This is a genomic window from Streptomyces sp. NPDC014864, from assembly GCF_043081525.1.
Lineage (GTDB): Bacteria > Actinomycetota > Actinomycetes > Streptomycetales > Streptomycetaceae > Streptomyces.
Genome location: NZ_JBIBWT010000009.1, coordinates 197,545 through 223,515 on the forward strand (window position 1 = coordinate 197,545; position 25,971 = coordinate 223,515).

The following is a 25,971-nucleotide window of genomic DNA, read 5'->3' on the forward strand; positions in this document are numbered from 1 at the left end:
GATCAGGCTCCCGAGAAGTCGGTGTCTGTGACCGGGCGGGCGGTCTCCCAGGTGTGCTCGATGCTATGCGCGTACGTGTCGAAGATGCCGCCGCCAGGGAGCCGGCGCAGGTGCAGTACGGGGGCCATGTATGCGCCGATGCCGTAGACGTGCGGGTTCACGAGCATCTCGTCATCAGAGCGGTAGATGGAGTTGTAGAGCGTCGAATCGTGCAGCCGGAACCCTACGTCGGGGTGGCTCTTGATGAGCGGCCGGTAGAGCACCAGCGCGTTGCGGATCTTGCCACCCATGATCCGGTGACCCTCATCCACGCCACGCTGCCTCACCGCTGCACAGTCCGGGTCCCCGAGCAGCAACCTAACCCGCACGCCGGCCTCGACTTTCGCCCTGAGCAGGTCATGGAAGAGCGGATCCTCGGCGAGGAACAGGCCCGAGTAGACCAGGACATCTAGGCTCTTCTGGCTACGTCCGAAGATCTCTCGCCAGAGTCCCGGCGGCACCATGTGTCGGTGCGGGTAGACCGTGCTGATCTCTGCCTTTGTGAGGTCCGCCGTGCTGTCGACGTTGCGGTCGTCTTCCCACAGCGTCGTGACGTCGACCTGCAGCGCTGTTGCCGCCGCGTACTGGTGCCGTCGGTAGGGCACTTTGCCCTGGGTGATCCATCGCTCAACGGTCTTCGCGTTCACCTGGAGCTCGTCAGCGAGGCTCTGAACGGTCATGCCGCGGGCTAACAGGGCAGACCTCAATCGCTCGTTGGGCATCTGCCCCCCTTCGAGGGACGTCTAGGGACTTCTTCACGGTAGCCAGATGTCCCAGAGCTGTCCATGCGCGGGGTGACCAACTCCCCTGACCTGCAGCAATTCTGAATGTGCGCCAAGAAGTCCCGGCGGCAAAACCAAGAGGTACCGAGTCGGGACTTGACGGGGCATCATGCAGTACCTGTAAAACAGATACTGCATGGACAACGCCCGGAGGAAAGCCCGCGGGGGTGAGTACGAAGGCAGCGTCTGCGCCTTGAGAACTCAACAGCGTGCCGAGGAAAGCCCGTCCCACCTCCGCAAACAAGAGGACGGGCGCGCGCAGGTCCTGCCCCTGCGCGCGGTACAGCGCGACCTCAACCTCTCCGCAACGCTCCGGCGCTGCGGCCGGTTGCCTCCCCCGCCCGTCCGCCCTGCTCGCCAGGGTCCGTACGGGCGGGGGTGCAGGGAGCCGGGGCCGGTTCCGCCGGCCTGGTCCATCACCTTCGACATCAGGAGTCCCTATGTCCGGCAAGCAGACGCAGCAGTCGACCGACCTGACCAGCCAGGACAACGTCCAGAAGGGCGAGCAGGTCTACGACCGCATCGCATCCGGTCAGTGCAAGGACGTCACGGCGGAGCTGGACGCCGCCTACGGCCGCAGCACCGAGCGCGGCTGACCTCACCCACCTCGCAACGGCGCGCGCCCCCGGAGCGGTAACTCCGGGGGCGCTGTTCGGGCCGTTCCACCTGCTAGGGAGAGCACGACCCATGAGCGACATCGTCACTGTTCAGAACGCCGTTACCGCGTTCGCCGACTGGATCGAGCCGACGGCCGCGGAGCTGGACGCGATCGAGGAGGAGATGCCCGCGATCCTCGCAGACGTCGACCTGCTCGACGCGCAGATCATCAGGCTGGACCGCACGCCCACCGTGCTGGACGCCCAGCGCATCCGCCGCGCCCGCCGCCGGCTGCTGGTCGCCCGCCGAGAACTGGCCAACCGCGCCGCTGGCGCAAGCCAGCCGGGTGGTGCGGCATGACAACTGGGAGCATCGAACGGCCTACGGTGCCCCCGCTGACCCGTCCAGAGATGGGGCTCGCCGGGCTCGGAGCGCTCGCGGCGGCCGGCGTCGGGGCCCTGGGGCTGGTGTCTTCGTTCGACGCGGTATCCACCGCTGCGGCGCGATGGGGGTTCGGTGAATCGTGGATGCTGCCGGTCGGAATCGACCTGGCAATCCCGGTGTTCACCGTGGCCAACCTGCTGTTGATCAGGCTGGACATGGCTTTGGCGTGGGTGCGGTTCGTCCCGTGGGTGCTGACGCTGGTCACCTGCGGGCTCAACATCGCGGCCGGACACAGCATGTGGGCCAAGGTCGCACACGGCACCATGCCGCTGCTGTGGGTCGTCTTCTCGGAAATCGGTGCGCACGTCTACGCCGTCCGAATCGGAGCCGTCACCGGCCGGAGGATGGAGAAGATCCGCCGGTCCCGCTGGATGCTCGCCCCCGTATCGACGTTCGCTCTGTGGCGCCGCATGACGCTGTGGGAGGTCACCTCCTACAGCGCGGCACTCGCGTGCGAGCGGGAACGACTGCTGACCCACGCGGAGTTGCGAGAGCGCTTCGGCCCGCTGTGGCGGTGGAAGACCCCCCGGCGCGAGCGCGTCATGCTGCGCATGGGCGACCTCACCCCCGCCGCCAGGTCGCAGACGCCGACCGCACCGGCTGAGACAGACACCGCGCCGTCCCTGTCGGCCGACGAGGCGAAGCAGCGCCCGCGGCGCCGCAGCTCCAGCAAGGCCAAGACGAAGCCGCAGCGCACGTTCGAGGACGCGCTGCGCGAGGCCCGCACCCTCACCGCTGACTGGGCGGGTGCGGAGTTGACCGCAGACCGGCTGCGCACCACGCTGCGTGTCTCGCAGGCCAACGCGCGCCGGCTGCGCGACGCCCTCAAGGCCGACCGTGCCGACGACGACGCCCCGTCGACGACCGTCGAGTCCGCCCCGCCGATCGCGGACCGCAGTGCGGAAGAGGTGGCCGCATGAACACTCTGGTCACGGTTCTGCTGTCCGCGCTTCCGCTGGCCATGGGCTGGGCGGTGCACGTGCACTGGCTGCACCGATGCCTGAACACCGCACGGCGCGACCCTCTCACCGGCCTGCGTACCCGCGACGGCTTCACCCGCCGCGCCACCACCCTGCTGCGCGACCCGCGGGCGGTCGTGGTGCTGGCGGATGTCGACCGCTTCAAGCAGATCAACGACACGTTCGGACACGCCGCCGGGGATGCGCTGCTGAGGGCGACTGCGGGACGGCTCGCCTTGTATGTCGGCCGGTCCGGGGTGGCAGGACGGCTCGGAGGGGATGAGTTCGCCGCCGTCCTGCTGGACGACGACGGCACTGCCGCCGATCTGCTCGCCGTCCTGCACGGAGTGCTCGCCCGCCCGGTCGACGGCCACGACCCCGCAGTACGCACCACGGTTTCGCTCGGGTGGGTCCGTGCCGCGGACTTCCCGGGCGAGGACCTGTCGACCTTGCTGCGGCGCGCGGACGAAGCAATGTACGCGGCCAAGCAAGCGCGCACCGGCACTCGCCGCGCGGGACTCGGCCGACTGTTCGCCACGCTCGCCGGCCGCCGAGCCGGTCGTAGCGGAGCCCGCGCCGACATACCCGTCGGCGCGGTGCCGGCGTGAAGCGGCTACGCGCCGCCTGAACCGCACGTCTCTGCCGCGGGGTCCGTCCGCCCACCTTCCACAGCGTCGGCCGGACCCCGCCTTTCCTCCCAGATTCGGAAGGGACTCTCAGTGAAGCACCCCGACGACGACCACGAACTCTTCAACCGCCTCGAAGCCGAGATGGTCACCGACTCCCCTGCCGGTCCCGCAGCCGACGTGGTCGACCTCGACAAGGCACGCTCCGCCCGTACCCGGTCGGTCGACCCGACCAGCCGACCCGACGCCGACCCCTCGGCCGACCCGAGCGCGGGTCGGTCGGATACCGAGTCGGCCGACCCGACCGCCGCCGTGATGGTCGACCGCCCCACCCCGACCGCGACCGGTCCCGGCTACCTCGGTCGGCTCGCCCAGGCCCGACGCCGCGCGGTCGTCCCGATGTGGATGAAGTCCTCTGCGGAACTGCGGACGGCGTCGGCGTGGGTCGCCCGCCACTACGCCCACGCCACCGGCTACCACGCGCTTCGGACCCCGGTCTACGCCGCCCGGCTCGCCCTGCAGGCCCCGGCGGGTGCCGCCCGGTTCGTCGGATGCACGATGCGGTGGGTGGCCGACCGTGAGGGCGAACCCGTCCGGCTCGCCGCGGTCCGCCGCGAGGACGCAGCCGAGTACCTGAAGCTGTCACGGCAGCGCGACGGTCGCGTCCGACTGCGCACCCTCGTTGCGGTGCTGGGCATGTTCGTCGGTCTGGTCACGGCACTCGCCCTGTACTTGCTCGCCCCGGCGTGGCTTCAGGTGGTGTCGGTGAGCGCTGTCGTCATGGCGCTCGGTTTCGCCGGCCGCCGGGCGGACGAGCCGGTCATCCACCGGGCGGTGGAACTGCCCAAGGCGACCAAGCTCACCAGTGACATCGTGCTCCGGGCGCTCGGAGCACTCGGTATCCCCGCGGTCAATCAGGCCCAGTCCAAGGGGCGGGACGGTTTCGAGTTCACCGCCCCGATCACGCGGGACGGCCCCGGCTGGCGCGCGGAAGGCGACCTCCCCTACGGCGTGACCGTGACCGACATCATCGAGCGTCGTGAACGGCTCGCCTCAGGCCTGCGTCGGCCGCTCGGGTGCGTATGGCCCGAAGCGGTGCCCGACGAACACACCGGGCACCTGGTGCTGTGGGTCGGGGATCAGGACATGTCCCACGCCCCACAACCGGCGTGGCCGCTACTGAAGTCCGGCAGCGTCGATCTGTTTAAGCCGGTCGCCTACGGCACCGACCAGCGCGGGCGCTGGACCGAAGTCACGCTCATGTACATCGCTGGCGTCATCGGGGCCATCCCTCGCATGGGCAAGACGTTCCTTCTGCGTCTGCTGCTGCTCATCGCCGCCCTGGACCCGCGCGCGGAGCTGCACACCTACGACATGAAGGGCACTGGCGACCTGGACCCCGTCGGCAACGCCGTCGGCTACCGGCACGCCGCAGGCGACGACGACGAACCTGTCCTGTACGCCCTGGACGACTTCCGCGCACTGCGCGAGGAACTGCGCCGACGCACCAAAGTGATCCGGTCGCTTCCGCGTGACATCTGCCCGGAGTCGAAGGTGACCAGCGCCCTTGCCGACAAGCGCTCGCTCGGGCTGCACCCGATCGTGGTCGGAGTGGATGAGTGCCAAGTGCTCTTCGAGCACGCCGACCACGGCAAGGAGTTCGAGGAGATCATCACCGACCTGGTCAAGCGCGGTCCGGCCACCGGCATCGTGGTCCTGCTGGCAACACAGCGCCCGGACGCGAAATCGCTGCCCACCGGCATCAGCGCGAACGCCTCGGCCCGCTGGTGCCTGAAGGTCATGGGCCAGTTGGAGAACGACATGGTGCTCGGCACGTCCGCCTACAAGCGCGGCGTACGCGCAACCATGTTCGCCTGGGGCGACAAGGGCATCCACTACTTCGTGGGCGAGGGCTCCGACGCGCGGATCGTCCGCTCGGTCTACGTGGACGCCGGCGGGGCCGAGGCCATCGCCGCGCGTGCACGTAGCGCCCGCGAGAAGGCCGGGCTGCTCGCCGGTCACGCGCTCGGGGAGGCCCCGGAGCCGACCGCTGCCGCCTACGACCTGCTGACGGACATCCTCGCCGTGATCCCGGCCAAGGAAGCCAAGGTGTGGTCGGAAACCGTCGTCGCGCGGCTCGCCGAGCTGCGCTCGGATGTCTACGACGGGTGGGACCCCGACGCGCTCGCCGCAGCGCTCAAGCCGCACGGGGTGAGCACGATTCAGGTGGGCCGTCGGATGGACGGCAAGGTCGTCAACCGGCGCGGCGTCGACCGCTCCCACATCACCACCGCGATTGCGGAGCGTAACGGAAATCGGGACGTGGGCTGACCACTCGGGGCCGCTAGCGCTAGCGGCAGACCCCGCTAACGTTAGCGGCCCCGCTAGCGCCCCAAAACCACCTTGATCAGGCCGCTAGCGGATAGCGGCCCACCTGCGGAAACCCCTGGAATCCCGCCCGGAGGGCCCATCATGACCCCCGCTCTACTCGCTGTCACCTGCCTGCTCGCCGTCACACTCGGTTACATCGGACTGTGTGCGGCCTCGCCGTTCGGTGACTGCCGCAAGTGTCGCGGCATGGGCCACGCACTGAAGACCGACCACAAGGGACGGCCCAAGCGCGGCAAGGACTGCCGCCGCTGCCACGCCAGCGGCAAGCGCATCCGCCTCGGCCGCTGGCTCTACAACCGCTGGGCGCGCATCTATCGCGCCGGCATCCGCTGATGACGGCAGACGGCTCACTTCGTGCCGAACGCGACCTCCATGAGCTCCTGCCAGTCTGCGCGGGCGAAGCCGGTGGCGATCAGGGCATCCCGGAAGTCGACATACGCCACTTCGAGCAGCGCCATCACCTGCTCCACGTCACCCGCCGCATACAGCACGATCGCGGACTGGACGCGGTCGACCTGCCAATCGGGCCACGTGTTACCCCACTCCTCCAGCAGCTCGACCACCACCGCGGCGATTTCAGGGTCCGGGAAGTCCCGCTGAACCCGTTCCACAACCCGCGCGCTGACCTGGATCCGTCCCCCCACCGCTTCGCCTCCCTGCCCGCCTTGATGTGAAGGAGAGCCTCTCATGGCCGTGACCGTCTCGATGGTCCTCCTGTCCGGGCTTGTCCTGCTCTTCCTGCTGCGCTCGAAGGCCCTCGGCTACGGCTCAGCGTTCGTCGCCGTGATGTTCGGCTTCTACCTCGCGTCCACCGGCGCCGCCGACACCGTCAACGCCCTGATGAGCGCCGTCGTCAACGCACTCCCCAACCTGTGAGGAGCACCGCCGTGAACGAACCGCCGCTGCCCACACCCACGCACTCGGTGCCCACCGAGCCGTACGCACCCGAACTGGCGCGCGTCGAACTGGCCGCGGAACGCGGACCGATCGTCTGGGTGCCCGACGCCTACGGGCGCATGGTCCCCATGCCCAAGGACCTCGCCCCACCGCCGACGCCGCGCCCCGAGCCGCGCGACCTGACCCCACTCCCCCTGCTCGACCCCATCGCGCAGCGCTTCATGGGCGCCGGCATCGGGGGCGGCGCCCTGGCGGCCGGAGTCGGCTACGGCGTGGGTGAAGCCCTCAACGCGATCGCCGGAGCCGGCTCGGGAGCCCTGGTTTGGGTCGCCCTCGCCGTGCTCGCCTGGCGCGCCCCAGTCCGCGCCGTCGCCGGCGGCCGCGGCAGCACCGTCAACATCCGCAAGGCCGTCATCAAGCGCAGCCAGTTCCACGGCTGAAGACCCCGATAGGAGAGACGTGTTCGAGATCCGCGTCATCTGCGAACCGGACGACACCGACCGGATCACCGCCGCGCTCAGCGGTGTGTTCACCGCTGGCGCCGTACGCCAGTACGCCACACGCGACGGCGGGCGCACCCGCCTGTACGTGACGGCCGACCATCGCCCCGAAACGGGATCGTGGCCGACGCCGGACGACGCATACGCGCTCGCGCCGAGCATCATCCGCGAAATCGGATGGACCGCCCGGGCCGCCGCCGACAAGCCGTTCGGCGAGCACCTGGGGCGGGAGTTCTGGCTCCGCAAGGCCGCGCTGCTGGACCGCATCGCGCTGTGCGACGAGCGAGACGGCGTTACCGGTGACGCGGCGGAGATGGCCACGAAAGCCGCCCACCAGCTCATGGCGCACGACTGCGACCACAGCGAGTGCCACGGCAACCCGTACCGGGCGGAGCACCCGGCCACAGCCACCAACCCGCGCGGCTACGTCCGCCAGGAGTACGCCCACTGGGCCAAGAACCAGTAGCTACGCCAAGGGCGGCCCCCCACTCACGCCAATGAATCGGGGCCGCCCTTGTCACCCAGCACTGCCAAGAGAACTGGAGACCCCCAGCATGACCCATGCCCCCCGGTCTGCGCTGCTGTCCGCAGCGCTGAACGCCGCCGCGCGCGGCTGGCACGTCTTCCCCCTGCGAACCGGCACCAAGCGCCCGGCCCTGCACGGCGAGAAAGCCTGCACCGGCACCGGACCGTGCGAGCGCGGCCACCAGAAGTGGGAGCAGCGCGCCACCACCGACCCGGACCGCATCCGCGCTGCCTGGTCACGGGCGCCGTTCAACGTCGGCATTGCCACGGGCCCCTCCGGGCTGCTGGTCGTCGACCTGGACGTGCCCAAGGACAAAAGCAGTTCGGACGCGCCTTGCGGCGCGACGACCTTCGGGGCGCTCTGCGAGCGCGCCGGCCACACCGTCCCCTCCACCTACCGGACCCGGACCGCGAGCGGCGGACAGCACCTGTACTTCACCGTCCCGGACGACCTGCGGCTGTCCAATACGGCTGGCACCGTTGCCGATTCCGTCGACACTCGTGCGTGGGGCGGCTACGTCGTCGCCGCCGGCAGCATCACCCCCACCGGACTATACGAAGCGCTGTGCGGCGCTAAAACGGCCGCACTGCCCACGTGGCTGCGAACCATCCTTCAACCCGCCCCCACCCGCCCCGCAGGTCCTCTCAGGCCCCCTGCAGTCGACGGCAGCCGTGCTGCGCTGGCCGCCCTGGACGCCGAATGCGCCGTCGTTGCGGCGGCCCCGGACGGGCTGCGCAACGTCACGCTGAACCGATGCGCCTTCAAGGTGGGGCGCTTCGTCGCGTGGGGCGACCTGCCCCGGCACGTGGCAGAGGAGGCCTTCCAAGGGGCGGGTGAGGAACGGGGACTCACCGCTGCCGAGTGCCGCGCCACCATCCGCAGCGCCCTGGACAGCTCCATCCGCAAAGCCCGACCCCGGGACGCGGCATGAACACACCCCGCCGCTCCCCCTTGGAAGGCCGACCCCATCAGCCCACCGGGCTGCACGCCGCCGAACCGGCCGTCGCACCTCCGGCAGTGGGCGAGCCCAAAGGCGCCGCCCGTAAGGGCGTCCGAACTGCTCTTCGCTCTGAGCCGCACCGTGGCGACGACCGCTACCCCATCGCGTGGCTCCACATCGTCACGCCGCCCGGCGCCGTACCCACGGCTACCTCGAAGTGCGAGTGCGGCCGGGACCGAAGCGCCGTCGGCAAGCAACGGATTCTCGCCCTGCTCACCGACCACGAAGCCCACCGCAACGCCTGCCCTCTCCGCAGCTCCCAGGAAGGGAGGGCCGCCGCATGACCGACGTGGAAGAACTGCCCCCACCGTCCAACCCCTTGGCCGTTGCCCGACGACTGCTGCCTGACTGGCAGACCGAGGACGGACAGCTTGTGTGCCGACGCTGGCGCGGCTCGTGGATGCGCTGGACCGGTACCTGCTGGCGCGAGGTGGACGAGGCGCAGATGCGCGCGGCTATGTACACCCGGCTGGAGCACGCCAACTTCAGCATCCCGGGCAAGGATGGACGGCCCGAACAACGCGACTGGGCGCCGACGAAGCAGAAGATCAGCAACCTTCTCGACGCGCTCGGGGCAGTCACCCTCCTGCCCACCGAAGTGGACGCCCCCGTCTGGATCGACCGGGACCGGGAGGACGCGCAGGACCGGTGCCCCATCGTGGCGTGCCAGAACGGATTGCTACGGATCCGGGACCGGGCTCTGCTGCCGCACAGTCCGCGATTCTTCAACCTCGTCTCCGTCCCGTACGACTACGACCCGCAGGCCACCGCCCCTACCTGGGAACACTTTCTGCGGCAGATCTGGCCCACCGACCCCGACGCGGTCAACGCCCTGCAGGAGTGGTTCGGCTACGTGCTGTCCGGCCGCACGGACCAACAGAAGATCCTGCTCATCAAGGGACCGTCCCGCTCCGGCAAGGGCACCATCGCCCGTGTCCTCAAGGAACTCGTCGGGCGCGACAACCTCGCCGGGCCCACCCTCGCCGGCCTCGGCAGCAACTTCGGGCTCTCGTCCCTGCTGGGCAAGCCGCTCGCGGTCATCTCCGACGCGCGGCTGTCCGGAAAGGACGGCGGCCAGGTCGTCGAACGGCTCCTCACCATCTCGGGTGAGGACACCATCGACATCGACCGCAAGTTCCGCGACCCATGGACCGGCAAGCTGCCCACGCGACTGATGATCCTCACCAATGAGCTGCCGAACTTCGGCGACTCCTCCGGGGTCATCGCCCGCCGGTTCGTGGTGCTGAACATGACCGTCTCGTGGCTCGGCAGGGAAGACACCGGGCTCACGGAGCGGCTCGCCGCTGAAATGCCCGGCATCCTCAACTGGGCCCTCGAGGGGCTCGCCCGGCTTCAGCGCATCGGCCGCATCACCGAACCGGCATCCTCGCGGGAATCGGTCGTCATCATGCAGGACACCGCGTCCCCAACGAGCGCGTTCGTCCGCGAGCGCTGCACCATCGGGCACGACTGCACGGTGCCCGTGGACACGCTGTGGGCGGTCTGGCGCGAGTGGGCCGAGGACAACGGCGTGCGCGCCGTCGGCACGAAGCAGATGTTCGGCCGCAACCTGCAATCCGTCGTCCCGCAGCTGCACCGAGCCCGTCCCCGCGACCAGTACGGCCGGCAGGTGCCGACGTACACCGGGATCACCCTCAGCCTGTCCGACCCGCAGTAGCCCGTGTCGCGACTCAATCGACTCACACCGCCCCGCAACGGTCCCTGAGTCGATTGAGTCGCGACACACGGCAATGCGGACTCAATACGTGGAGGACGTCTTGAGTGCCCCCGCCCTTCCCCACGCCGACGCCCGCACCACTCTCCGGGGTGGCCTCCCCGACCGCTACCTCACTCCCGACGACATTGCCGAGATGTTCGAGGTGCCGAAAGAGACCGTCTACCAGTGGCGCAAGAAACGCGTCGGCCCGCCCGGCTTCCGCATCGGCAAGCACCTTCGCTACGACCCCGTCGACGTACGCGCCTACGTGACCAGCCGCAAGAACACCGACGTCGACGCCGCCTGACGCGGTCAGGCACCCAGTCAATTCGTCCGGGGAGGGTCACACCGTGGCCCTCCCCGTCCCATGCCCAGAAGGGACCAAGCCCTACATGGCAGGTCACATCCAAGACCGCTGGTTCAAGACCGTCACCGGCCCCGACGGCAAGCCCGTCAAGGTCAAGACCGACCGCCACGGAACGGGTCTGCGGTACCGGGCCCGGTATGTGGGGCCGGACGGCACCGAAAAGAGCAAGTCGTTCCGGGACAAGGAACTGCGGCTGGCCAAGCAGTGGCTCGCGCAGATCGAAGCGGACATGTCGCGCAGTCAGTACGTGGATCCGCGCACCTCGCGGACGACGTTCCGGCAGTACGCGGAACGCTGGGTCAAGGCACACACGGGCGAAATCAACAGCCGTGAGGCCGCGGAGCGACGGCTACGGCTGCACGCCTACCCCCACATCGGCTCACGCCCGCTCGGTTCGTTCAAGCCGGAGCACATCCGCACATGGATCGCCGCCCTGGAAAACACGGTGCCGGCAGAGTCCCACCGCCGCATCATCGTCGGTACCGTCTCCGCTGCTCTGAGCGCGGCAGTGGATGACGGACTGCTGAGCAAGAACCCCTGCCGTGCGCGTACGGTCCAGCTCCCCAAGCCGGGCAAGCCGCGGGTCACCCCGTGGACCACCGTCCAGGTCTTCGACGTACGCGCAGCGCTTCCCCGGCGCTACCAGGCCGCCGTGGATGCCGGGGCAGGGTGCGGATTGCGGCAGGGCGAGATCTTCGGCCTGGCCGTTGATGAGCTCGACGATGCGGGCGGTTGGCTGACCGTCGGCCATCAGCTCAAGCGCATCCGGGGCAAGTACGTCTTCGCGCTGCCGAAGGGTGGCAAGGTCCGGGACGTGCCGCTTCCCAAGGCCGTGGCCACCGCGCTCCGGGACCACTCGCAGGAGTTCGAGCCGATCGACGTGACACTCCCGTGGCGCACGCCCGACGGCCCGCCCGTGACGAAGCGGCTGCTCTTCAGCGGGCCGGAGGGCAATCACGTCCGCGTGAGTAACTTCAACGACCACCACTGGAAGCCCGCTCTGGCCGCCGCCGGCATCATCCCGGCGCGAGAGGCGGGCGAGCGGTACGCGTCGGCCCCCGAGCATGGCATGCATGCGCTGAGGCACTTCTACGCGTCCGTTCTCCTTGACGCTGGCGAGAATATCCGAGCCCTGAGCCAGTACCTCGGACACAGCGATCCGGGGTTTACGCTCAGGACGTACACACACCTCATGCCGAGCAGCGAAGGACGTACTAGGAGTGCCGTCGATGGCTTTTTCCTGGAGGCACCAAGGATGCAGACCTTTGATACAACCGATGAGCCACAGGGACAGGCGGGCCCTTAGGAGGTGACCTGTCGTAGCGAAGGTTGAGCCTTCTCACCGAAGATTGAGCACCCAGCTCGCGAGACCGAACGGATGGGAGCGAGTGGGCCTCTGAGGCTCGTCCCTCCGTCTCTACGGCAAATCGCCGCTCAGAACACGATTGAGCGCCGCCTGGCCTGCGAGTCCCCATGCCGGCTTGCCGCCAGGAAGGCCCCGGTCTCCGTTCTGGCCCATAACCATGAGGAACAGGCTTTTCAGAGCCGCCAGCCCGCGGGCACGCCGGATCGTCGCCCCGTCCGCATGCGCGTACACGTCGAAGAACCGTGAGGCGGCGCCTGCGGGAAGGACCACCCATGCAGCCGCGAGGTCCCACGCCGGATCGCCGGCGAACATGTCACCGAAGTCGATCACGCCCGACAGTGTGCCGTCCGAGACGACGACATTTGCGGGGTGAAGGTCACCGTGCACCCATACCGGCGGGCCCTCCCACTCGGGGACCGCAACGGCATCCTTCCAAACGGCCCGGACCTCGTCGGCAATGCCTCCGGGAATAACAGCTTGAAAGAAGTGGTCGAAGCCGTCCGTGCACTTCTTGGGATGAGCGCCACGGTCCGAACTGTTCGGCGCCTCGGCGGGCGCCTCCACATGGAGCGCCCTGAGGAAGCCCGCCAGAGTGTCGGCCGCGTGGGCGCCGCGACTGATCGAGGTGTGGTCCAGCGGCTCGCCGGGAACCCACGTCATGATGGTCCAAGGCTTCGGAAAGCGTGCGGACGGTTCACCAGTCCGTACAGGGTTCGGGACCGGGAGCGGCAGGCGCGGAGCCAGGACGGGAAGCCATCGGCATTCTTTGCGCTGGAGGTCCGGGGCACGTTTTGTACGCGGCATGCGCACGGCCAACTCGTCGCCAAGACGCCACTGTTGGTTGTCCCATCCACCCGCCACCTCACGAATGGCCAGCCCTGCAAGGTCCGGATGCTGCTCCTGCAGCAGGTCATGGACCAGGGTCGTGGTGATCTCGATCTCGGAGTCGGTCATACGAGGCCACAGTACTGGGGGAGACGAAGCGGCTCGCGCTCACCGGAAAACCGCGTCCCCAGTCAGCCAGGCCCCAAAGCCACTCAACCTTCGCCGAGGAACCTAGCGGGTCACCACCCTTCGCTGACACCGTTCGCGCTTCGCTGCGAGAGGTCAGGAGGACAAGCGACATGCCGGGCGGAGTAGGCCCGGCCGTCGAATCGATCAAACGATCGAGACAACAATACCTACCGATACGCCCGCGAATACGACTCCTAGAACCTCAAGAACAATGGCCGCACCCAACAAGCGATGCCTAGTGAAGTTCGCCTCTCGCTCATCAGCGAGAACACCCGCCTCATCGAGAGCGATACCACGCGTTACATCTACCGGCGGAGCGTTCCAAACCTCGGCATACTCGAAAACCACACTAAGTCCCTCATAGCTGAGCTTCCTAACCTCACTCTTGATGTCTGCGTTCAGAATCAAACCAACCACTGCAGCGGAAACCAAAAAGAGCACAGCAAGGATCCATGCTGCCTTGAGAAACCATGGCACGCTCGGGAGCGCACGCTCCTGAATACTCAGGGTCGCAAAGCCCAGTAGCAGAGTAACCAGAGTGGCGGACGTTGTCACAACAGTCAGGGCTCGCGCCATCATCGCTGTGCTTGCAGACCTCTCCTTGTCCAGGAGGCTGTCCACCATCTTGGCCACTTCTGGGCCGGATACCTCGCCAGTGAGAGCTTCGTCGTTGGACGTTTCAACTTCATTCTTGCGCTGGTTGGATACGCGGCGTAATACTCGCATCCGCCAACTCTGACTTTTAGGCCTCATCTCGCCCCCATGCATCGAATGTGACACTACCCTTTAGGCATTGCATCACCTTTAAACACCCGCGCCAACGCACCCCTTGTCACGGTCGCTTTCGCTTTAGAGTCCTGTTGCATGCTACGAATCCCTCTGGCTTTAATAGTGCCCGGGCGAAATAGTGGCTGTCGATTATCCGGCTGCGGATACTCGCCTTCTCGACTCTCTGGACGCGGCATCGCAAACCCTCCATCAGCCTAGTTTCTGACCATGTCCATTATCGTCCGAAAGATGAGATTTGTCGCGACGCCCAAGGGTCGCCCAAACCGTAATACTGGTGGACTGGATTGCCCACCTGAAGGCGGCCTGATACCGCTCGCGGCCCAGAGATGGCCGGCCGGGGCCTTCCGCGTTGAGATGGCCTTCGGCGTGACCGTCAGAAGCAGGGCCTAGTCCCGGCAGGCTTCGGCATGAGGCCAATCTGCTTGAACAACGCTACGGCCCCAAGACGGCCCACGCACGCTGACGTGACTACGGCTAGAGGCAAACGCCCTGGTTGGGGCCCTACGGGGCCGGATCGCGCAGACTTCATCTACTTCTGGCCCCTCTACACCGGCACCGCCATCCCGATCGACGACTGGCGGGCGCGGATGTGGCTGGACACCTGGGTCTAGCTGGGCGGACACACCACGAGGGCACGGCGATCGGCCGCGCCCTCGTGGCCGTTGGTGGTGGTCGGCGGTGGGTGCCGGCCACCCTCGGACGACCCGGAGACGGCCCGGGCAGGGCACCGCCCGCCCAACGTCGCTGATCCCATCGGCCGTCGGAACACCCATGGGCCCCGTTAGTCTCCGATCATGGCCTTGCGACCCGATGAGTTTTACGACCACGCACGTGCGGCCGCGGATGGTGAGCTCCGGCTTCCGTTGGCACGGATGACCGGCTGGGAGATAAGCCCGTTCGAGCCCGACGGGCTTCGCGTCGCGCCGCTGCGCCCGCCCGTTCTGCCCGAGCCGGATCGGCATGGCGAGGACCCGGCGGACTGCGACGTGTGCCGCGCCCGAGACGAAGGCATCTGGTTCGACGACCACTGGCGACTGGCCCGGGTCACGGGCGTCGGTGTGCCGCTGGTGCTGATGCTGTACCCCCGCGACCACTACGACATGGCGGATCTGCCCGACGAGATGGCCGCCGAACTGGGGGTGCTCACCACTCACATCGTCCGCCATGTGCAGGCACTGCCCCATGTCTCCCGAGCCCACGTCCACCGGATCGGGGACGGAGCCGCACACCTGCACATCTGGTTCTTCGCCCGGCCCGAGGGGCAGGTCCAGCTGTACGGCTCGTGGATGCCCGTCTGGGACGACCTGCTGCCGGAGTACCCGGCGGAGGTGGCCGAAGCGGACGCGGCGGCCGTCGCCGACGCATTGGTCGCCTCGTACGGAGGCCGTCGATCGGCCACCGACGAACAGACGCAGGGCCCGGTCCGGTCCGCGGGCTAGCGTGAGCTGCCCCAGGCACGCACCCGCTCACCTCGGTACCGCGGCGAGGCCGGCGCGCGGTCCGTCGTACCACTCCCACTCGGTACACACGCGCTCCAAGCCGCAAGTTCGGCCAACATCCGAAAACAGCCCTCACAGAAGCCCCTCCCGCCACTTACAGTGCGGGAGAGAAACGGGGAGGGAGCGCTTCCATGCGCAAGGGGGTCAAGGCGGCGATCGTCGGCGGGGTGGTCGTCGTGCTGGTGGGCGGGGCCGGGTACGGGGCGTTCAACGTGGTGTCCGCGCTCAGCGGTGCCGGCGGGCCCGCGCCCGTGCGGACCGGGCCGCCGAGCGGGGACGAGGTGAAGGACACCTCGGCGAAGTTCTTCGCGGCCTGGGAGAAGAGGCGGGCGGCGACCGCGGCGTCGTACACGAACTTCCCCGACGCGGCCCAGCGGTTGCTGTCGGCCTACGGGCGGGACGCGCACATCACGGACGTCAGGATCACGCCCGGCGCGGCCACCGGCGCCACCGTGCCCTTCTCGGTGCGGGCCACCGTGTCCTTCGGCGGCAAGTCCGAGCCGCTCGCCTACCGCAGCCGGCTGACCGTGGTGCGCGGCACCAACACCCACCGCCCGCTGGTCGACTGGCAGCCGTCCGTCGTGCATCCCGCGCTGAAGAAGGGCGACACGCTCGCCACCGGGGAGTCGGCCGCCCCGCCGATCGAGGCGGTGGACCGCGACGGCAAGGTGCTGACGAAGGACAAGTACCCCTCTCTCGGGCCGATTCTGGACGAACTACGCGCCAAGTACGGGGACAAGGCAGGGGGCACTCCCGCCGTCGAGCTGAGCATCCGGCACGAGAGCGGCGAAGGCGCCGACGCCGCCGAGACCCCGCTGGTCACCCTCGCCAAGGGCCGCCCGGGCAGACTGCGCACGACGCTCCGTGCGAGCGCGCAGGCGGCGGCCGAGCAAGCGGTGCAACGGTACGCCGAGTCGTCCGTGGTCGCGGTCAAGCCCTCCACCGGCGAGGTGCTCGCGGTGGCCAACCACCGCGCCGACGGCTGGAACGCGGCCTTCCTCGGCCGGCTCGCCCCCGGCTCCACCATGAAGATCGTCAGTGCCGCGACCCTCATCGACACGGGACTCACGACGGCGAGCGGCGCCGCGCCCTGCCCGCCCGACGCGATGTGGGAGGGCCAGACCTTCCACAACCTCAAGGACATGGCCCCGGACCCCCGGGCGACGCTCTCGGAGAGCTTCGCCCGCTCCTGCAACACCGCCTTCATCAAGTTCGCGGACTCCCTGAAGGTCGAGTCCCTGAACGAGGAGGCGGAGCGGCGCTTCGGGCTCGGACGGGACAACTGGAAGACCGGCATTCCGTCCTTCGACGGCTCGGTCCCCGCCTCCGGCGGCCCGGACAAGGCGGCCGACCTCATCGGCCAGGGCCAGGTGCAGATGAGCCCCCTGAACATGGCGTCGGTGACGGCCACCGCGATGACGGGCGCGTTCCGGCAGCCCGTCATCGTCCCGCAGGACCTCGACGACCGTGAACTCGCCCGGGCCGAGGGCCTGTCGGCGGGCACGGTCGCCCAGCTGCGGCAGATGATGAACCGCACCGCCACCAGCGGCACCGCGGCCGTCGCGATGTCCGGGCTGACCGGGCGCATCGGCGCGAAGACCGGCTCCGCCGAGGTCGACGGGCAGGCGAAGTCCAACAGTTGGTTCACCGGCTACCGGGACGACGTGGCCGCCGCCGCGATGACCCAGGAGGGCGGGCACGGCGGCGACGCGGCGGGCCCGATCGTGGCGGCCGTGCTGCGCGCGGGCCGCTGAGGCGGCCCCCGGCCACGGGACCCCGCCCGTCCACCACCCCGAGCCGAGCCCCCGGCCACGGGACCCCGCCCGTCCATCACGCCGTGCCCCCGGGCTAATGTCGCAGGTCTGCTACGGACAGGTGTCCGAAGTCGCGCACGCGGAACGGGCCTCTAGGGTAGGAGCCGTCGTTGGGGTGCGTGAGGGTGGCGGGGGCCCTGGGGAATCGTGAAGGACGGAAGGCAGTGGGCAAGAGAAGGCGCGTCACCGAGCAGCGGAGAACGAATCCGGCGGTACTCGGCGGAGTGATCGCCGTGGTCGCCGTCGGCGGCGCCGGTTTCGGCGCGTACGCGCTGTGGGGTGGCGGACCGGCGGCCGAGGACGGCAAGGGGGCCACGTCCGCGCCACGGCACCACGACTCGGTGAAGACCGGCCCGCTGACGGCGGCCGAGGTGCGGACCACCACCGAGCGCTTCCTGACGGCGTGGCAGCACGGCAGGCCCGCCGAGGCGGCGGCCGCCACCAACGACTCCGCCGCGGCCACCGCCCTGCTCACCGGCTACACCCGGGACGCCCACCTGGAGCAGATCACGCTGACCGCGGGCACGGGCACCGGCGGCAAGGTCCCGTTCTCCGTGCGGGCGACCGTGGCGTACAAGGGGCTGACCAAGCCGCTGGCGTACGACAGCGCACTCACCGTCGTCCGGCGCGCCACCGACGGGAAGCCGGTGGTCGACTGGCACGCCTCCGTCGTCCACCCCGACCTGAAGGACGGCGACACCCTGGTGACGGGCGCCTCCGGCACCCCACCGGTGAAGGCGCTGGACCGCGACGGCGACGAGCTGACCACGGCCCACTACCCGTCGCTGGGCACCGTGCTGGACGGGCTGCGCGAGAAGTACGGCAAGACGGCCGGCGGCAAGGCCGGCGTCGAACTGCGGGTGATCCGCGGCAAGGCGTCGCAGAAGGCCGAACTCTCCGACAAGACGCTGGTGGAGCTGAGCAAGGGCACCCCGGGCACGGTGCGGACGACGCTGAGCCCGACCCTCCAGGCGGTCGCCGAGAAGCAGGTGGCCAAGCGGAAGCGGGCGTCGGTGGTCGTGGTGCGGCCGTCGACCGGCGAGATCCTGGCGGTGGCGAACACCGACCACGGCTTCAACACGGCGTTCCAGGGTTCCCTGGCCCCCGGCTCCACGATGAAGGTCATCACCTCCTCGCTGCTGATCGACAAGCACCTCGCGTCGGCCGACAAGCAGCACCCGTGCCCGAAGACCTTCACCTACGGCGGGTGGAAGTTCCACAACGACGACGACTTCGAGATCAAGAACGGCACGTTCAAGGCGAGCTTCGCCCGCTCCTGCAACACGGCCTTCATCAGCCAGGCCGGCAAGCTCGACAACGCCGACCTGACGCGGCAGGCCCAGCAGGTCTTCGGTCTGTCGATGAACAACTGGGCGATCGGTGTGCCGTCCTTCGACGGCGCGGTGCCGGTGCAGAGCGCGGCCCAGATGGCGGCCTCGCTGATCGGCCAGGGCGGGGTGCGGATGAACCCGCTGAACATGGCGTCGGTGGCCGCGACGGTCAGGACGGGCAGCTTCCACCAGCCGTATCTGGTGTCCCCGAAGGCCGACGGCCGCACGCTCGCCACGGCCTCCCGCACGCTGTCCGCGTCCACGCTGTCCCAGCTGCGGGAGCTGATGAAGTTCACCGCGGACTACGGCACGGCCGCCGAGGCCATGTCCGGTCTCGGCCCGGACTACGGCGCGAAGACCGGCTCGGCGGAGGTCGACAGCCAGAAGAAGCCGAACGGCTGGTTCACCGCCTACCGCGGCGACCTCGCGGCCGCTGGCGTGGTGCAGCAGGGCGGCCACGGGGGCGACACGGCGGGCCCGATCGTGGCGACCCTGCTGAGGACGGGGAGCTGAGTCCCGCCCGCGACGCGACGTCCCCGGTGTCCGACGGGCTCCGCGACGTCACCGGTGTCCGACGGGCTCCGCGACGGGCTCCGCGACGGACTCCGCGGCTGCCCGGTAGGTCCGCTGCAGGAAGCGGATGAGCGTCTTGGTCTCGAACTGGACCACCGCGACGCCCCCGGCGGAGTGGAACTCGATCACTGCCTGCACCCGGCCGCAGGGCCACACCCGGACGGCGCCGGTGCCGGTCGGGGCGCGCAGGCCCTGTTCCAGCAGCGTCCGGGGGAACGCCCACTCGTGGGGGCCGGGAAGTCCGATGCGCACCACACGCGGGTCGGCCTCGGGGTCGTAGCGCAGGACGACCGGTACGGCAGCGTTGTCATCCTGCAGGTCGTGGTCCGTGACTATGTGAGCTCGTGCGTACTGTTCGACTACCGACATCGGACGACCCCTCACGCTGGGTGACCTATCCGAAAGATATGCTTCCGCTTCCCCTCCAGCGTCGCACATTTTCCCGAGGGCGCCCGTCGAGGGCCCGGCATCTCACACCCCTCGCGCGCCTCCCGTCCGGCACGCACGACCTTCTCGCTCTTGCAAGGAGTTCGCAACAAGCCTCTATCATCGAACCGTGCATGTGCCTGACGGATTCATCGACGCCCCTCTGTCCGCCGCCACCGGAGCCGTCGCCGCGGGTGCCCTCGCGGTCAGTCTCCGCGGGGCCCGCCGGGAGCTCGACGAGCGGACCGCGCCCCTGGCCGGCCTGGTCGCTGCGTTCATCTTCGCCGTGCAGATGCTGAACTTCCCCGTGGCGGCCGGGACCAGCGGCCATCTCCTGGGCGGGGCGCTCGCCGCGATACTCGTCGGCCCCTTCACCGGTGTCCTGTGCGTCTCCGTCGTCCTGCTGATGCAGGGCATCCTCTTCGCCGACGGCGGGCTGACCGCGCTCGGCGTCAACATCACCGACATGGCGCTCGTCACGACGGTCGTCGGGTACGCCGTCTTCCGCGGCCTGGTGAAGGTGCTGCCGCGCGGGCGCCGCTCGGTCACCGTGGCCTCCTTCGCCGCCGCCCTGCTCTCCGTCCCGGCCGCCGCCGTCGCCTTCACCCTGATCTACGCGCTCGGCGGCACCACCGACGTGGCCATCGGCAAGGTCGCCACCGCCATGATCGGCGTCCACGTCCTCATCGGCCTCGGCGAGGCCGTGATCACCGCGCTGACCGTCGGCGCCGTCATCGCCGTACGGCCGGACCTCGTGTACGGCGCGCGGGGACTGCGGCAGCGGCTGAAGCTCCGGGTGAACGGCGAACTGGTCGACGCACCGCCCGCCCGCCCGGTCCCCGCCACCGCCCTCCCCCAAGCTCTCGGCTCCGCTCGAGCAGGGAGGTACCCCCACCACCGCAAGATGTGGCTCACCGGCCTGATCGCCTCCCTCGTCCTGGCCGGCTTCGTCAGCTTCTACGCCTCCGCCAGCCCGGACGGGCTGGAGAAGGTCGCCCACGACCAGGGCATCGACAAGAAGACCGGGCGGCACGCCTCCGACGGCTCCCCGCTCGCCGGCTACGGCGTCAGGGACGTCTCCGACGCCCGCCTGTCCGGCGGTCTCGCGGGCGTGATCGGCGTCGGCGCGACCGTCGTCGCGGGCAGCACGGTGTTCTGGGCCGTGCGCAGGCGCCGTGGCGCCGCCGAGTCCGCCGCTTCCTCCTCGCGGGGCGTCTGACATGGGCGCCGGGCACGCGCACAAGCTCTACCGGCACGGGCACTCGCCCGTGCACGGCCTGCCGCCGCACACCAAGCTCGCCGCGGCCTTCGCCTTCGTGGTCGTGGTCGTCTCGACCCCGCGCGAGGCGATGTGGGCCTTCGCCCTGTACGCCGTCCTGCTGGCCCTCGTCGCGTACGCGGCCCGGGTGCCGGCCGGCTTCCTGCTGCGGCGGCTGCTGATCGAGGTGCCGTTCGTGGCGTTCGCGGTGCTCATGCCGTTCGTCGCGGAGGGCGAGCGGGTGCACGTCCTCGGTCTGTCGCTGAGCGTGCACGGCCTGTGGGGCGCCTGGAACGTGCTGGCCAAGGGCACCCTCGGCGTCGCCGCCTCGGTCCTGCTCGCCGCCACCACCGAACTGCGCGAACTCCTCCTCGGCCTGCAGCGCCTCAGGGTCCCGCCGCTGCTCGTGCAGATCGCCTCCTTCATGATCCGCTACGGCGACGTCATCACCGACGAGATGCGGCGGATGCGGATCGCCCGGGAGTCGCGCGGCTTCGAGGCGCGCGGGATCCGGCACTGGGGCGTGCTCGCGAAGTCGGCGGGCGCGCTGTTCATCCGCTCCTACGAGCGCGGCGAGCGGGTGCACCTGGCCATGGTCAGCCGCGGCTACGCCGGTGCCATGCCGGTGATCGACGAGGTGACCGCCTCCCGGGCGCAGTGGTCGTACGCCCTCGCCCTCCCCTTCGCCGCCCTCGTCGTCTGTCTGCTGGGATGGATCCTGTGACTGCCGCTCCCCCCGCCTCCCTGGAGGTCTCCGGCCTCGCCTTCGCCTACCCCGACGGCCACCAGGCCCTGTTCGGCGTGGACTTCCGCATCGCGCGCGGGGAGCGGGTCGCCCTGCTCGGCCCGAACGGCGCCGGCAAGACCACCCTCGTGCTGCACCTCAACGGCATCCTGAGCGGCGGGACCGGCACCGTCACGGTGGCCGGACTGCCCGTCGGGCGCGCGCACATGGCCGAGATCCGGCAGAAGGTCGGCATCGTCTTCCAGGACCCGGACGACCAGTTGTTCATGCCGACCGTGCGGGAGGACGTGGCGTTCGGGCCGGCGGCGGCCGGAGTGAAGGGGGCGGCACTGGAGGAGCGGGTGCGCACCGCGCTGGAGCGGGTCGGCATGGCGGACTTCGCCGAACGCCCGCCGCACCACCTGTCGTTCGGCCAGCGCCGCCGGGTGGCGGTGGCGACCGTGCTCGCCATGGAACCGGAGATCCTGGTGCTGGACGAGCCGTCGTCCAATCTCGACCCGGCCTCGCGCCGCGAACTTGCGGACATCCTGCGCTCGCTGGACGTGACGGTCCTGATGGTCACCCACGACCTGCCGTACGCACTGGAGTTGTGCCCGCGCTCGCTGATCCTCAGCGACGGTGTGATCGCCGCGGACGGCCCGACCGGCGAACTCCTCTCCGACGAGGCGCTGATGGGCGCCCACCGGCTGGAGCTGCCCTTCGGCTTCGACCCGCGCTCCGTGACAATGGGCGCGTGACGAACCGGGACGAGAACCAGGGGGCGGCCGGGTCGCTGCTCCTGGACCACCAGCTGTGCTTCGCGCTGTACGCGGCGCAGCGCGCGGTGACCGCCGCGTACCGGCCGCTCCTCGACGAGCTGGGGCTCACCTATCCCCAGTACCTGGTGCTGCTGGTGCTCTGGGAGCGCGGCGAGACGACGGTGAAGGAACTGGCCGCGGCCCTGCGTCTCGACTACGGCACGGTGTCGCCGCTGCTGAAGCGCCTGGAGGCCGCCGGCCTGGTGAGCCGGGAGCGCTCGGCGCGCGACGAGCGGTCGGTGCTGGTCGCGGTCACCGGGCGGGGCGAGGAGCTGCGGGAGCGGGCTGCGCGGGTGCCGGGCACCATGCTGGCGGCGGCGGAGCTGGACGCGGCGGAGGCCGAGCGACTGCGCGAGGAGCTGTGGCGGCTAGCGCGGCGCGCCGACCGGGCGGCGGACCGGGTCCGCTGACCGGGGCGGATCGTCGGGGTCGTCGACCGGAGCGGGCCGCCGAGCACCGGGGCCGGGACGGCTGCGCCCCGGCCGGGTCGGCAACATCGAGGTAACGATCGTGCCCGGGGGGTGCCACCCAGGAATCGCAGGCTGGACCACCGTGTTGCGCTCGAGGTCGTAGGCGAGGCAGAGGGAGGGACGCGGGCGTGGACGTGCACGGCACAGTGGCCGGGGGCTTCGAGCCGGTCGGGGAGGCGTTCGCGGCGAACTTCGACCGGCTGGGCGACCGGGGCGCGGCGGTGGCCGTGTACCGGGACGGGCACAAGGTCGTCGACCTGTGGGCCGGCACGAAGGACGTGGATGGCTCGGCTCCCTGGGGGCGGGGCACCGCCCAGATCGTGCGCTCGGCGACCAAGGGCGTCGCCGCCGCCGTACTCCTGCTTCTGCACCAGCGCGGGGAGCTGGACCTGAACGCGCCGGTGGGGGCGTACTGGCCCGAGTACAAGACGGCGGGCAAGGAGCGCACCCGCGTCCGCGACCTGCTCGCGCACCGGGCCGGTGTGCCGGTGCTGGAACGCCCGTTGACCCCGGAGCAGGCCGCCGATCCGGTGCTCGGTGCCGCTGCCGTGGCGGCGCAGGCCCCGCTGTGGGAGCCGGGCACGGACCACGGCTACCACGCGCAGACGTACAGCTGGCTGACAGGCGAGCTGGTCCTGCGGGTGACCGGCCGCCCGATCGGCGAGTGGATCGCGCGCGAGATCGCGGAGCCGGTCGGGGCGGACCTGTGGGTCGGGCTGCCGGAGCGCGAGACCGGGCGTGCGGGCCGGGTGGGGCAGACCGAGGCCCCGCGGTCCGCGGGCGCACTGCGGACCCGTCCCAAGCGGTCGGTGGCCGAGGCGTACGCCGACCCCGGGTCGCTGACCCGGCGCGCGTTCGCGGCGATCAGCCCGCTGCCGGACGAGAACGACCCCGCCTACCGGGCCGCCGCGCTGCCCGCCTCCAACGGCATCACCACCGCCGACGGCCTCGCCCGCTTCTACGCCGCGCTGATCGGCGAAGTGGACGGCGGGCGACGCCTGTTCACCCCGGCGACCATGAAACTCGCCCGGGCGGAGCACTCCTTCGGGCCGGACCGCGTGCTCGTGGTGAACACGCGGTTCGGCCTCGGGTACATGCTGCACGGCAGCGCCTCTCCCCTCCTCGGACCGGGATCCTTCGGCCACCCGGGCCGGGGCGGCGCTCTCGGCTTCGCCGACCCGGAGTCGGGCATCGCCTTCGGCTACGTCACCAACGGCTTCCGCACGAGCGTGACGGCGGACCCGAGGGCGCAGGCGCTGATCGGAGCGGTACGGGCGTCCCTGACGTCGCCGGCGTAGGGCCTGCCCGGACCGGTCAGACGTGGATGGGGTGCGAGGTGTGCCCGGACGCCTGGTCGATCTCCCCGTGCGCCTTGGTCAGCAGTTCCATGGCGAGGTCGTTGAGGGCGCGGCCTCCGGCGATCTCCTCGCCGACCCGCGGCTGATTGGTGTCGGTGTAGTGCCGGCTGGCCCGGCCGTGGCCCCGTACCTCGGACCCGTCGGGCAGGCGCACGAGCGCCGCCGCCCGCGTGTGCGTCTCGTCCTCCTCGAACTCCAGCTCGACATGCCATCCCACAGTCGTGTGCATCATGACGGTCACCTCCGGAACATCTGCTTCCAGGGTGCCCCTCGCACGCCACCCGCGCACCCAAGAGGACGGGCCCGCTCCGGCGCGGGGCCGCCCGGTCAGCCCGCGTGCAGCATCAGGCCGATGCCGACGACCAGCAGCCCCGCCGCCGCGATGCGCGGCGCCCCGAAGCGCTCCTTGAAGAACACCGCCCCGATCGCCGCGCCGACGAGGATCGAGGACTCCCGCAGCGCCGCGATCGGAGCGAGTTCCGCCTTCGTCTGCGCCCACAGCACCAGCCCGTACGCCGCCACGGACAGCGCGGCGCCGAGCAGTCCCACGGCGGCGAACGGCCGCAGCAGGGCGGTCGTCCGCCCGCGCCACCGCCAGGCCGCGTACACCGGGATCACGACCCCCTGGATCGCCATCAGCCACGCGACGTATCCCAGGGGCGAGCCCGAGGCCCGTACGCCGAGTCCGTCGACGACCGTGTACGCCGCGATGGTCAGCCCCGTCGCCAGCGCCGCGCCGATCGCCGCCCAGTGCGGCCGGTGCCCGCGCAGCCCCCACAGGGCGACGCCGGTCAGCCCGGCGCAGGACACCGCGATGCCGGTGGCCGCCCAGCCGTCGGGCACCTCGTGCGCGAAAACGGCCGCGAGCGCGGTGACCACCAGCGGGGCGGAGCCGCGCGCGATGGGGTAGACCTGCCCGAAGTCGCCCAGCCGGAACGATGTCATCAGCAGGGCGTAGTAGACGACGTGGATGGCCGCCGAAGACAACAGGTACGGCCACGCCCGGGCCGCGGGCGTGGCGGCGAACGGCGCCAGGGCCAGCCCGATCAGCACGCCCCCGCCCGCGATCAGCGTGAAGCCGACGAGCTTGTCGGTGATGCGGTGGGCGATCGCGTTCCAGCCGGCGTGGGTGACGGCGGCCAGCAGGACGGCCGCGGTGACGACGGGTGTCACGAGGTGCGCTCGCGCACGTCCACCAGGGTGCCGCCGGCCTGGGCTACCAGCTCCGTCGGCGCCATGGGGAAGACGGCGTGGGGCGTGCCGGCGGCGGCCCACACAACGTCGTGCTCCAGCAGCGACCGGTCGGCGAGCACCCGGGTCCGCGTGCGGTGCCCGAAGGGCGGGACGCCGCCGATGGCGTATCCCGTCGTCTCGCGGACGACGTCCGCCCTCGCCCGGGTCACCCGCTCGGCGCCGAGTTCCCGCCGCACCCGCTCGACGTCCACGCGAGAGGCACCGTCCATGAGGACCAGCACCGGCACGGAGTCCGCGGCGAAGATCAGCGACTTGCAGATCCGGCTCAGCTCGCAGCCGATCGCGGCGGCGGCCTCGGCGGCGGTCCGCGCGCCGTCCGGGAACCGCCGGACCTCGTCGATCAGGTCCGCGAGTCCCCGCTCCCGCAGGGCCTCGGCGAAACGCGGGTGGGCTCCCGACTCGGAAGACGTGCTCATGACCGGCAGGCTAGCG

At 70.3% G+C, this 25,971-nt stretch carries 29 protein-coding genes; 21 read left to right on the top strand and 8 right to left on the bottom strand.

The genetic code is table 11. The features are described from left to right. Nucleotides 1-2 precede the first annotated feature (2 nt). Nucleotides 3-761, bottom strand: coding sequence for an XRE family transcriptional regulator (locus ACF1A5_RS18840; protein WP_392193975.1), 759 nt, complete (start codon nt 759-761; stop codon nt 3-5). A 500-nt stretch (nt 762-1,261) separates the two neighbouring features. On the opposite strand from ACF1A5_RS18840, the gene ACF1A5_RS18845 reads away from it, so the two are divergent. The 6 genes from ACF1A5_RS18845 to ACF1A5_RS18870 all read left to right on the top strand — a co-directional run bounded on the left by ACF1A5_RS18845 (nt 1,262) and on the right by ACF1A5_RS18870 (nt 6,171). Next, complete coding sequence (locus tag ACF1A5_RS18845; RefSeq protein ID WP_392193976.1) at nt 1,262-1,417, top strand: hypothetical protein; 156 nt, start codon at nt 1,262-1,264, stop codon at nt 1,415-1,417. A gap of 91 nt (nt 1,418-1,508) precedes the next feature. Continuing rightward, nucleotides 1,509-1,778 carry a DUF6284 family protein gene (locus ACF1A5_RS18850; RefSeq protein WP_392193977.1) on the top strand — a complete coding sequence of 90 codons (270 nt, stop codon included), beginning with the start codon at nt 1,509-1,511 and terminating at the stop codon, nt 1,776-1,778. Further along, entirely contained in the window at nt 1,775-2,782 is a 1,008-nt protein-coding gene (locus ACF1A5_RS18855; protein WP_392193978.1) for a DUF2637 domain-containing protein, read from the top strand. The genes ACF1A5_RS18850 and ACF1A5_RS18855 overlap by 4 nt, the downstream gene beginning before the upstream one ends. Continuing rightward, nucleotides 2,779-3,429, top strand: coding sequence for a GGDEF domain-containing protein (locus ACF1A5_RS18860; RefSeq protein WP_392193979.1), 651 nt, complete (start codon nt 2,779-2,781; stop codon nt 3,427-3,429). The genes ACF1A5_RS18855 and ACF1A5_RS18860 overlap by 4 nt, the downstream gene beginning before the upstream one ends. Nucleotides 3,430-3,540: 111 nt before the next feature. Further along, nucleotides 3,541-5,778 carry a cell division protein FtsK gene (locus ACF1A5_RS18865; RefSeq protein ID WP_392193980.1) on the top strand — a complete coding sequence of 746 codons (2,238 nt, stop codon included), beginning with the start codon at nt 3,541-3,543 and terminating at the stop codon, nt 5,776-5,778. A gap of 141 nt (nt 5,779-5,919) precedes the next feature. Continuing rightward, complete coding sequence (locus ACF1A5_RS18870; protein ID WP_392193981.1) at nt 5,920-6,171, top strand: hypothetical protein; 252 nt, start codon at nt 5,920-5,922, stop codon at nt 6,169-6,171. Between the two features lie 14 nt (nt 6,172-6,185). Here the strand turns inward: ACF1A5_RS18870 and ACF1A5_RS18875 are convergent, their stop codons facing one another. Further along, nucleotides 6,186-6,482 carry a hypothetical protein gene (locus ACF1A5_RS18875; RefSeq protein ID WP_392193982.1) on the bottom strand — a complete coding sequence of 99 codons (297 nt, stop codon included), beginning with the start codon at nt 6,480-6,482 and terminating at the stop codon, nt 6,186-6,188. A gap of 43 nt (nt 6,483-6,525) precedes the next feature. On the opposite strand from ACF1A5_RS18875, the gene ACF1A5_RS18880 reads away from it, so the two are divergent. From ACF1A5_RS18880 to ACF1A5_RS18910, 7 genes are all read left to right on the top strand, one after another. Then, nucleotides 6,526-6,714 (top strand): hypothetical protein, encoded by a 189-nt coding sequence (locus tag ACF1A5_RS18880; RefSeq protein WP_392193983.1) that lies wholly within the window; start codon nt 6,526-6,528, stop codon nt 6,712-6,714. Nucleotides 6,715-6,725: 11 nt separating this feature from the next. After that, nucleotides 6,726-7,175: a hypothetical protein gene (locus ACF1A5_RS18885; protein ID WP_392193984.1), complete on the top strand. Its 450-nt coding sequence runs from the start codon at nt 6,726-6,728 to the stop codon at nt 7,173-7,175. A gap of 19 nt (nt 7,176-7,194) precedes the next feature. Next, nucleotides 7,195-7,701, top strand: a complete 507-nt coding sequence (locus tag ACF1A5_RS18890) for a hypothetical protein (RefSeq protein WP_392193985.1) — start codon at nt 7,195-7,197, stop codon at nt 7,699-7,701. Nucleotides 7,702-7,789: 88 nt separating this feature from the next. Further along, the gene (locus ACF1A5_RS18895; protein WP_392193986.1) at nt 7,790-8,692 is read left to right on the top strand and encodes a bifunctional DNA primase/polymerase; all 903 of its coding nucleotides are present in this window, start codon (nt 7,790-7,792) and stop codon (nt 8,690-8,692) included. A 349-nt stretch (nt 8,693-9,041) separates the two neighbouring features. Beyond that, nucleotides 9,042-10,439, top strand: coding sequence for a phage/plasmid primase, P4 family (locus tag ACF1A5_RS18900; RefSeq protein ID WP_392193987.1), 1,398 nt, complete (start codon nt 9,042-9,044; stop codon nt 10,437-10,439). Nucleotides 10,440-10,512: 73 nt separating this feature from the next. Continuing rightward, nucleotides 10,513-10,785, top strand: a complete 273-nt coding sequence (locus ACF1A5_RS18905) for a helix-turn-helix domain-containing protein (RefSeq protein WP_392193988.1) — start codon at nt 10,513-10,515, stop codon at nt 10,783-10,785. An 85-nt stretch (nt 10,786-10,870) separates the two neighbouring features. Next, nucleotides 10,871-12,151 carry a tyrosine-type recombinase/integrase gene (locus tag ACF1A5_RS18910; protein WP_392193989.1) on the top strand — a complete coding sequence of 427 codons (1,281 nt, stop codon included), beginning with the start codon at nt 10,871-10,873 and terminating at the stop codon, nt 12,149-12,151. Between the two features lie 111 nt (nt 12,152-12,262). On the opposite strand, the gene ACF1A5_RS18915 is transcribed toward ACF1A5_RS18910, so the two are convergent. Continuing rightward, nucleotides 12,263-13,165, bottom strand: a complete 903-nt coding sequence (locus ACF1A5_RS18915) for an aminoglycoside phosphotransferase family protein (RefSeq protein ID WP_392193990.1) — start codon at nt 13,163-13,165, stop codon at nt 12,263-12,265. A 204-nt stretch (nt 13,166-13,369) separates the two neighbouring features. Then, the gene (locus ACF1A5_RS18920) at nt 13,370-13,951 is read right to left on the bottom strand and encodes a hypothetical protein (protein WP_392193991.1); all 582 of its coding nucleotides are present in this window, start codon (nt 13,949-13,951) and stop codon (nt 13,370-13,372) included. Nucleotides 13,952-15,000: 1,049 nt separating this feature from the next. Between ACF1A5_RS18920 and ACF1A5_RS18925 the strand changes: the two genes are divergently transcribed. From ACF1A5_RS18925 to ACF1A5_RS18935, 3 genes are all read left to right on the top strand, one after another. Further along, nucleotides 15,001-15,453 carry a hypothetical protein gene (locus ACF1A5_RS18925; RefSeq protein WP_392193992.1) on the top strand — a complete coding sequence of 151 codons (453 nt, stop codon included), beginning with the start codon at nt 15,001-15,003 and terminating at the stop codon, nt 15,451-15,453. A 191-nt stretch (nt 15,454-15,644) separates the two neighbouring features. After that, on the top strand, nt 15,645-17,267 hold the full coding sequence (locus tag ACF1A5_RS18930) for a penicillin-binding transpeptidase domain-containing protein (RefSeq protein ID WP_392193993.1): 1,623 nt from the start codon (nt 15,645-15,647) through the stop codon (nt 17,265-17,267). A gap of 224 nt (nt 17,268-17,491) precedes the next feature. Continuing rightward, nucleotides 17,492-19,171 carry a penicillin-binding transpeptidase domain-containing protein gene (locus ACF1A5_RS18935; protein WP_392193994.1) on the top strand — a complete coding sequence of 560 codons (1,680 nt, stop codon included), beginning with the start codon at nt 17,492-17,494 and terminating at the stop codon, nt 19,169-19,171. Between the two features lie 48 nt (nt 19,172-19,219). On the opposite strand, the gene ACF1A5_RS18940 is transcribed toward ACF1A5_RS18935, so the two are convergent. Continuing rightward, nucleotides 19,220-19,600, bottom strand: a complete 381-nt coding sequence (locus ACF1A5_RS18940; protein ID WP_392193995.1) for an SsgA family sporulation/cell division regulator — start codon at nt 19,598-19,600, stop codon at nt 19,220-19,222. Nucleotides 19,601-19,787: 187 nt separating this feature from the next. On the opposite strand from ACF1A5_RS18940, the gene ACF1A5_RS18945 reads away from it, so the two are divergent. The 5 genes from ACF1A5_RS18945 (at nt 19,788) to ACF1A5_RS18965 (ending at nt 24,225) form a co-directional block, all read left to right on the top strand. After that, nucleotides 19,788-20,876, top strand: a complete 1,089-nt coding sequence (locus tag ACF1A5_RS18945) for an energy-coupling factor ABC transporter permease (RefSeq protein WP_392193996.1) — start codon at nt 19,788-19,790, stop codon at nt 20,874-20,876. Between the two features lies 1 nt (nt 20,877). Continuing rightward, the gene (gene cbiQ, locus ACF1A5_RS18950; RefSeq protein ID WP_392193997.1) at nt 20,878-21,639 is read left to right on the top strand and encodes a cobalt ECF transporter T component CbiQ; all 762 of its coding nucleotides are present in this window, start codon (nt 20,878-20,880) and stop codon (nt 21,637-21,639) included. Continuing rightward, a complete protein-coding gene (locus ACF1A5_RS18955) occupies nt 21,627-22,397 on the top strand; it encodes an energy-coupling factor ABC transporter ATP-binding protein (RefSeq protein ID WP_392193998.1) in 771 nt (256 codons plus the stop codon). Before cbiQ ends, ACF1A5_RS18955 begins: the two co-directional genes overlap by 13 nt. Then, on the top strand, nt 22,394-22,867 hold the full coding sequence (locus ACF1A5_RS18960) for a MarR family winged helix-turn-helix transcriptional regulator (RefSeq protein ID WP_392193999.1): 474 nt from the start codon (nt 22,394-22,396) through the stop codon (nt 22,865-22,867). The genes ACF1A5_RS18955 and ACF1A5_RS18960 overlap by 4 nt, the downstream gene beginning before the upstream one ends. Nucleotides 22,868-23,055: 188 nt before the next feature. Next, nucleotides 23,056-24,225, top strand: coding sequence for a serine hydrolase domain-containing protein (locus ACF1A5_RS18965; protein WP_392194000.1), 1,170 nt, complete (start codon nt 23,056-23,058; stop codon nt 24,223-24,225). Between the two features lie 16 nt (nt 24,226-24,241). Here ACF1A5_RS18965 and ACF1A5_RS18970 read toward each other — a convergent pair whose 3' ends face one another. The 3 genes from ACF1A5_RS18970 to ACF1A5_RS18980 all read right to left on the bottom strand — a co-directional run bounded on the left by ACF1A5_RS18970 (nt 24,242) and on the right by ACF1A5_RS18980 (nt 25,955). Then, nucleotides 24,242-24,517, bottom strand: coding sequence for a DUF1876 domain-containing protein (locus tag ACF1A5_RS18970; protein ID WP_392194001.1), 276 nt, complete (start codon nt 24,515-24,517; stop codon nt 24,242-24,244). A gap of 95 nt (nt 24,518-24,612) precedes the next feature. Next, entirely contained in the window at nt 24,613-25,458 is an 846-nt protein-coding gene (locus tag ACF1A5_RS18975) for an EamA family transporter (protein ID WP_392194002.1), read from the bottom strand. Next, nucleotides 25,455-25,955, bottom strand: coding sequence for a YbaK/EbsC family protein (locus tag ACF1A5_RS18980; RefSeq protein WP_392194003.1), 501 nt, complete (start codon nt 25,953-25,955; stop codon nt 25,455-25,457). The genes ACF1A5_RS18975 and ACF1A5_RS18980 overlap by 4 nt, the downstream gene beginning before the upstream one ends. Nucleotides 25,956-25,971 lie beyond the last annotated feature (16 nt).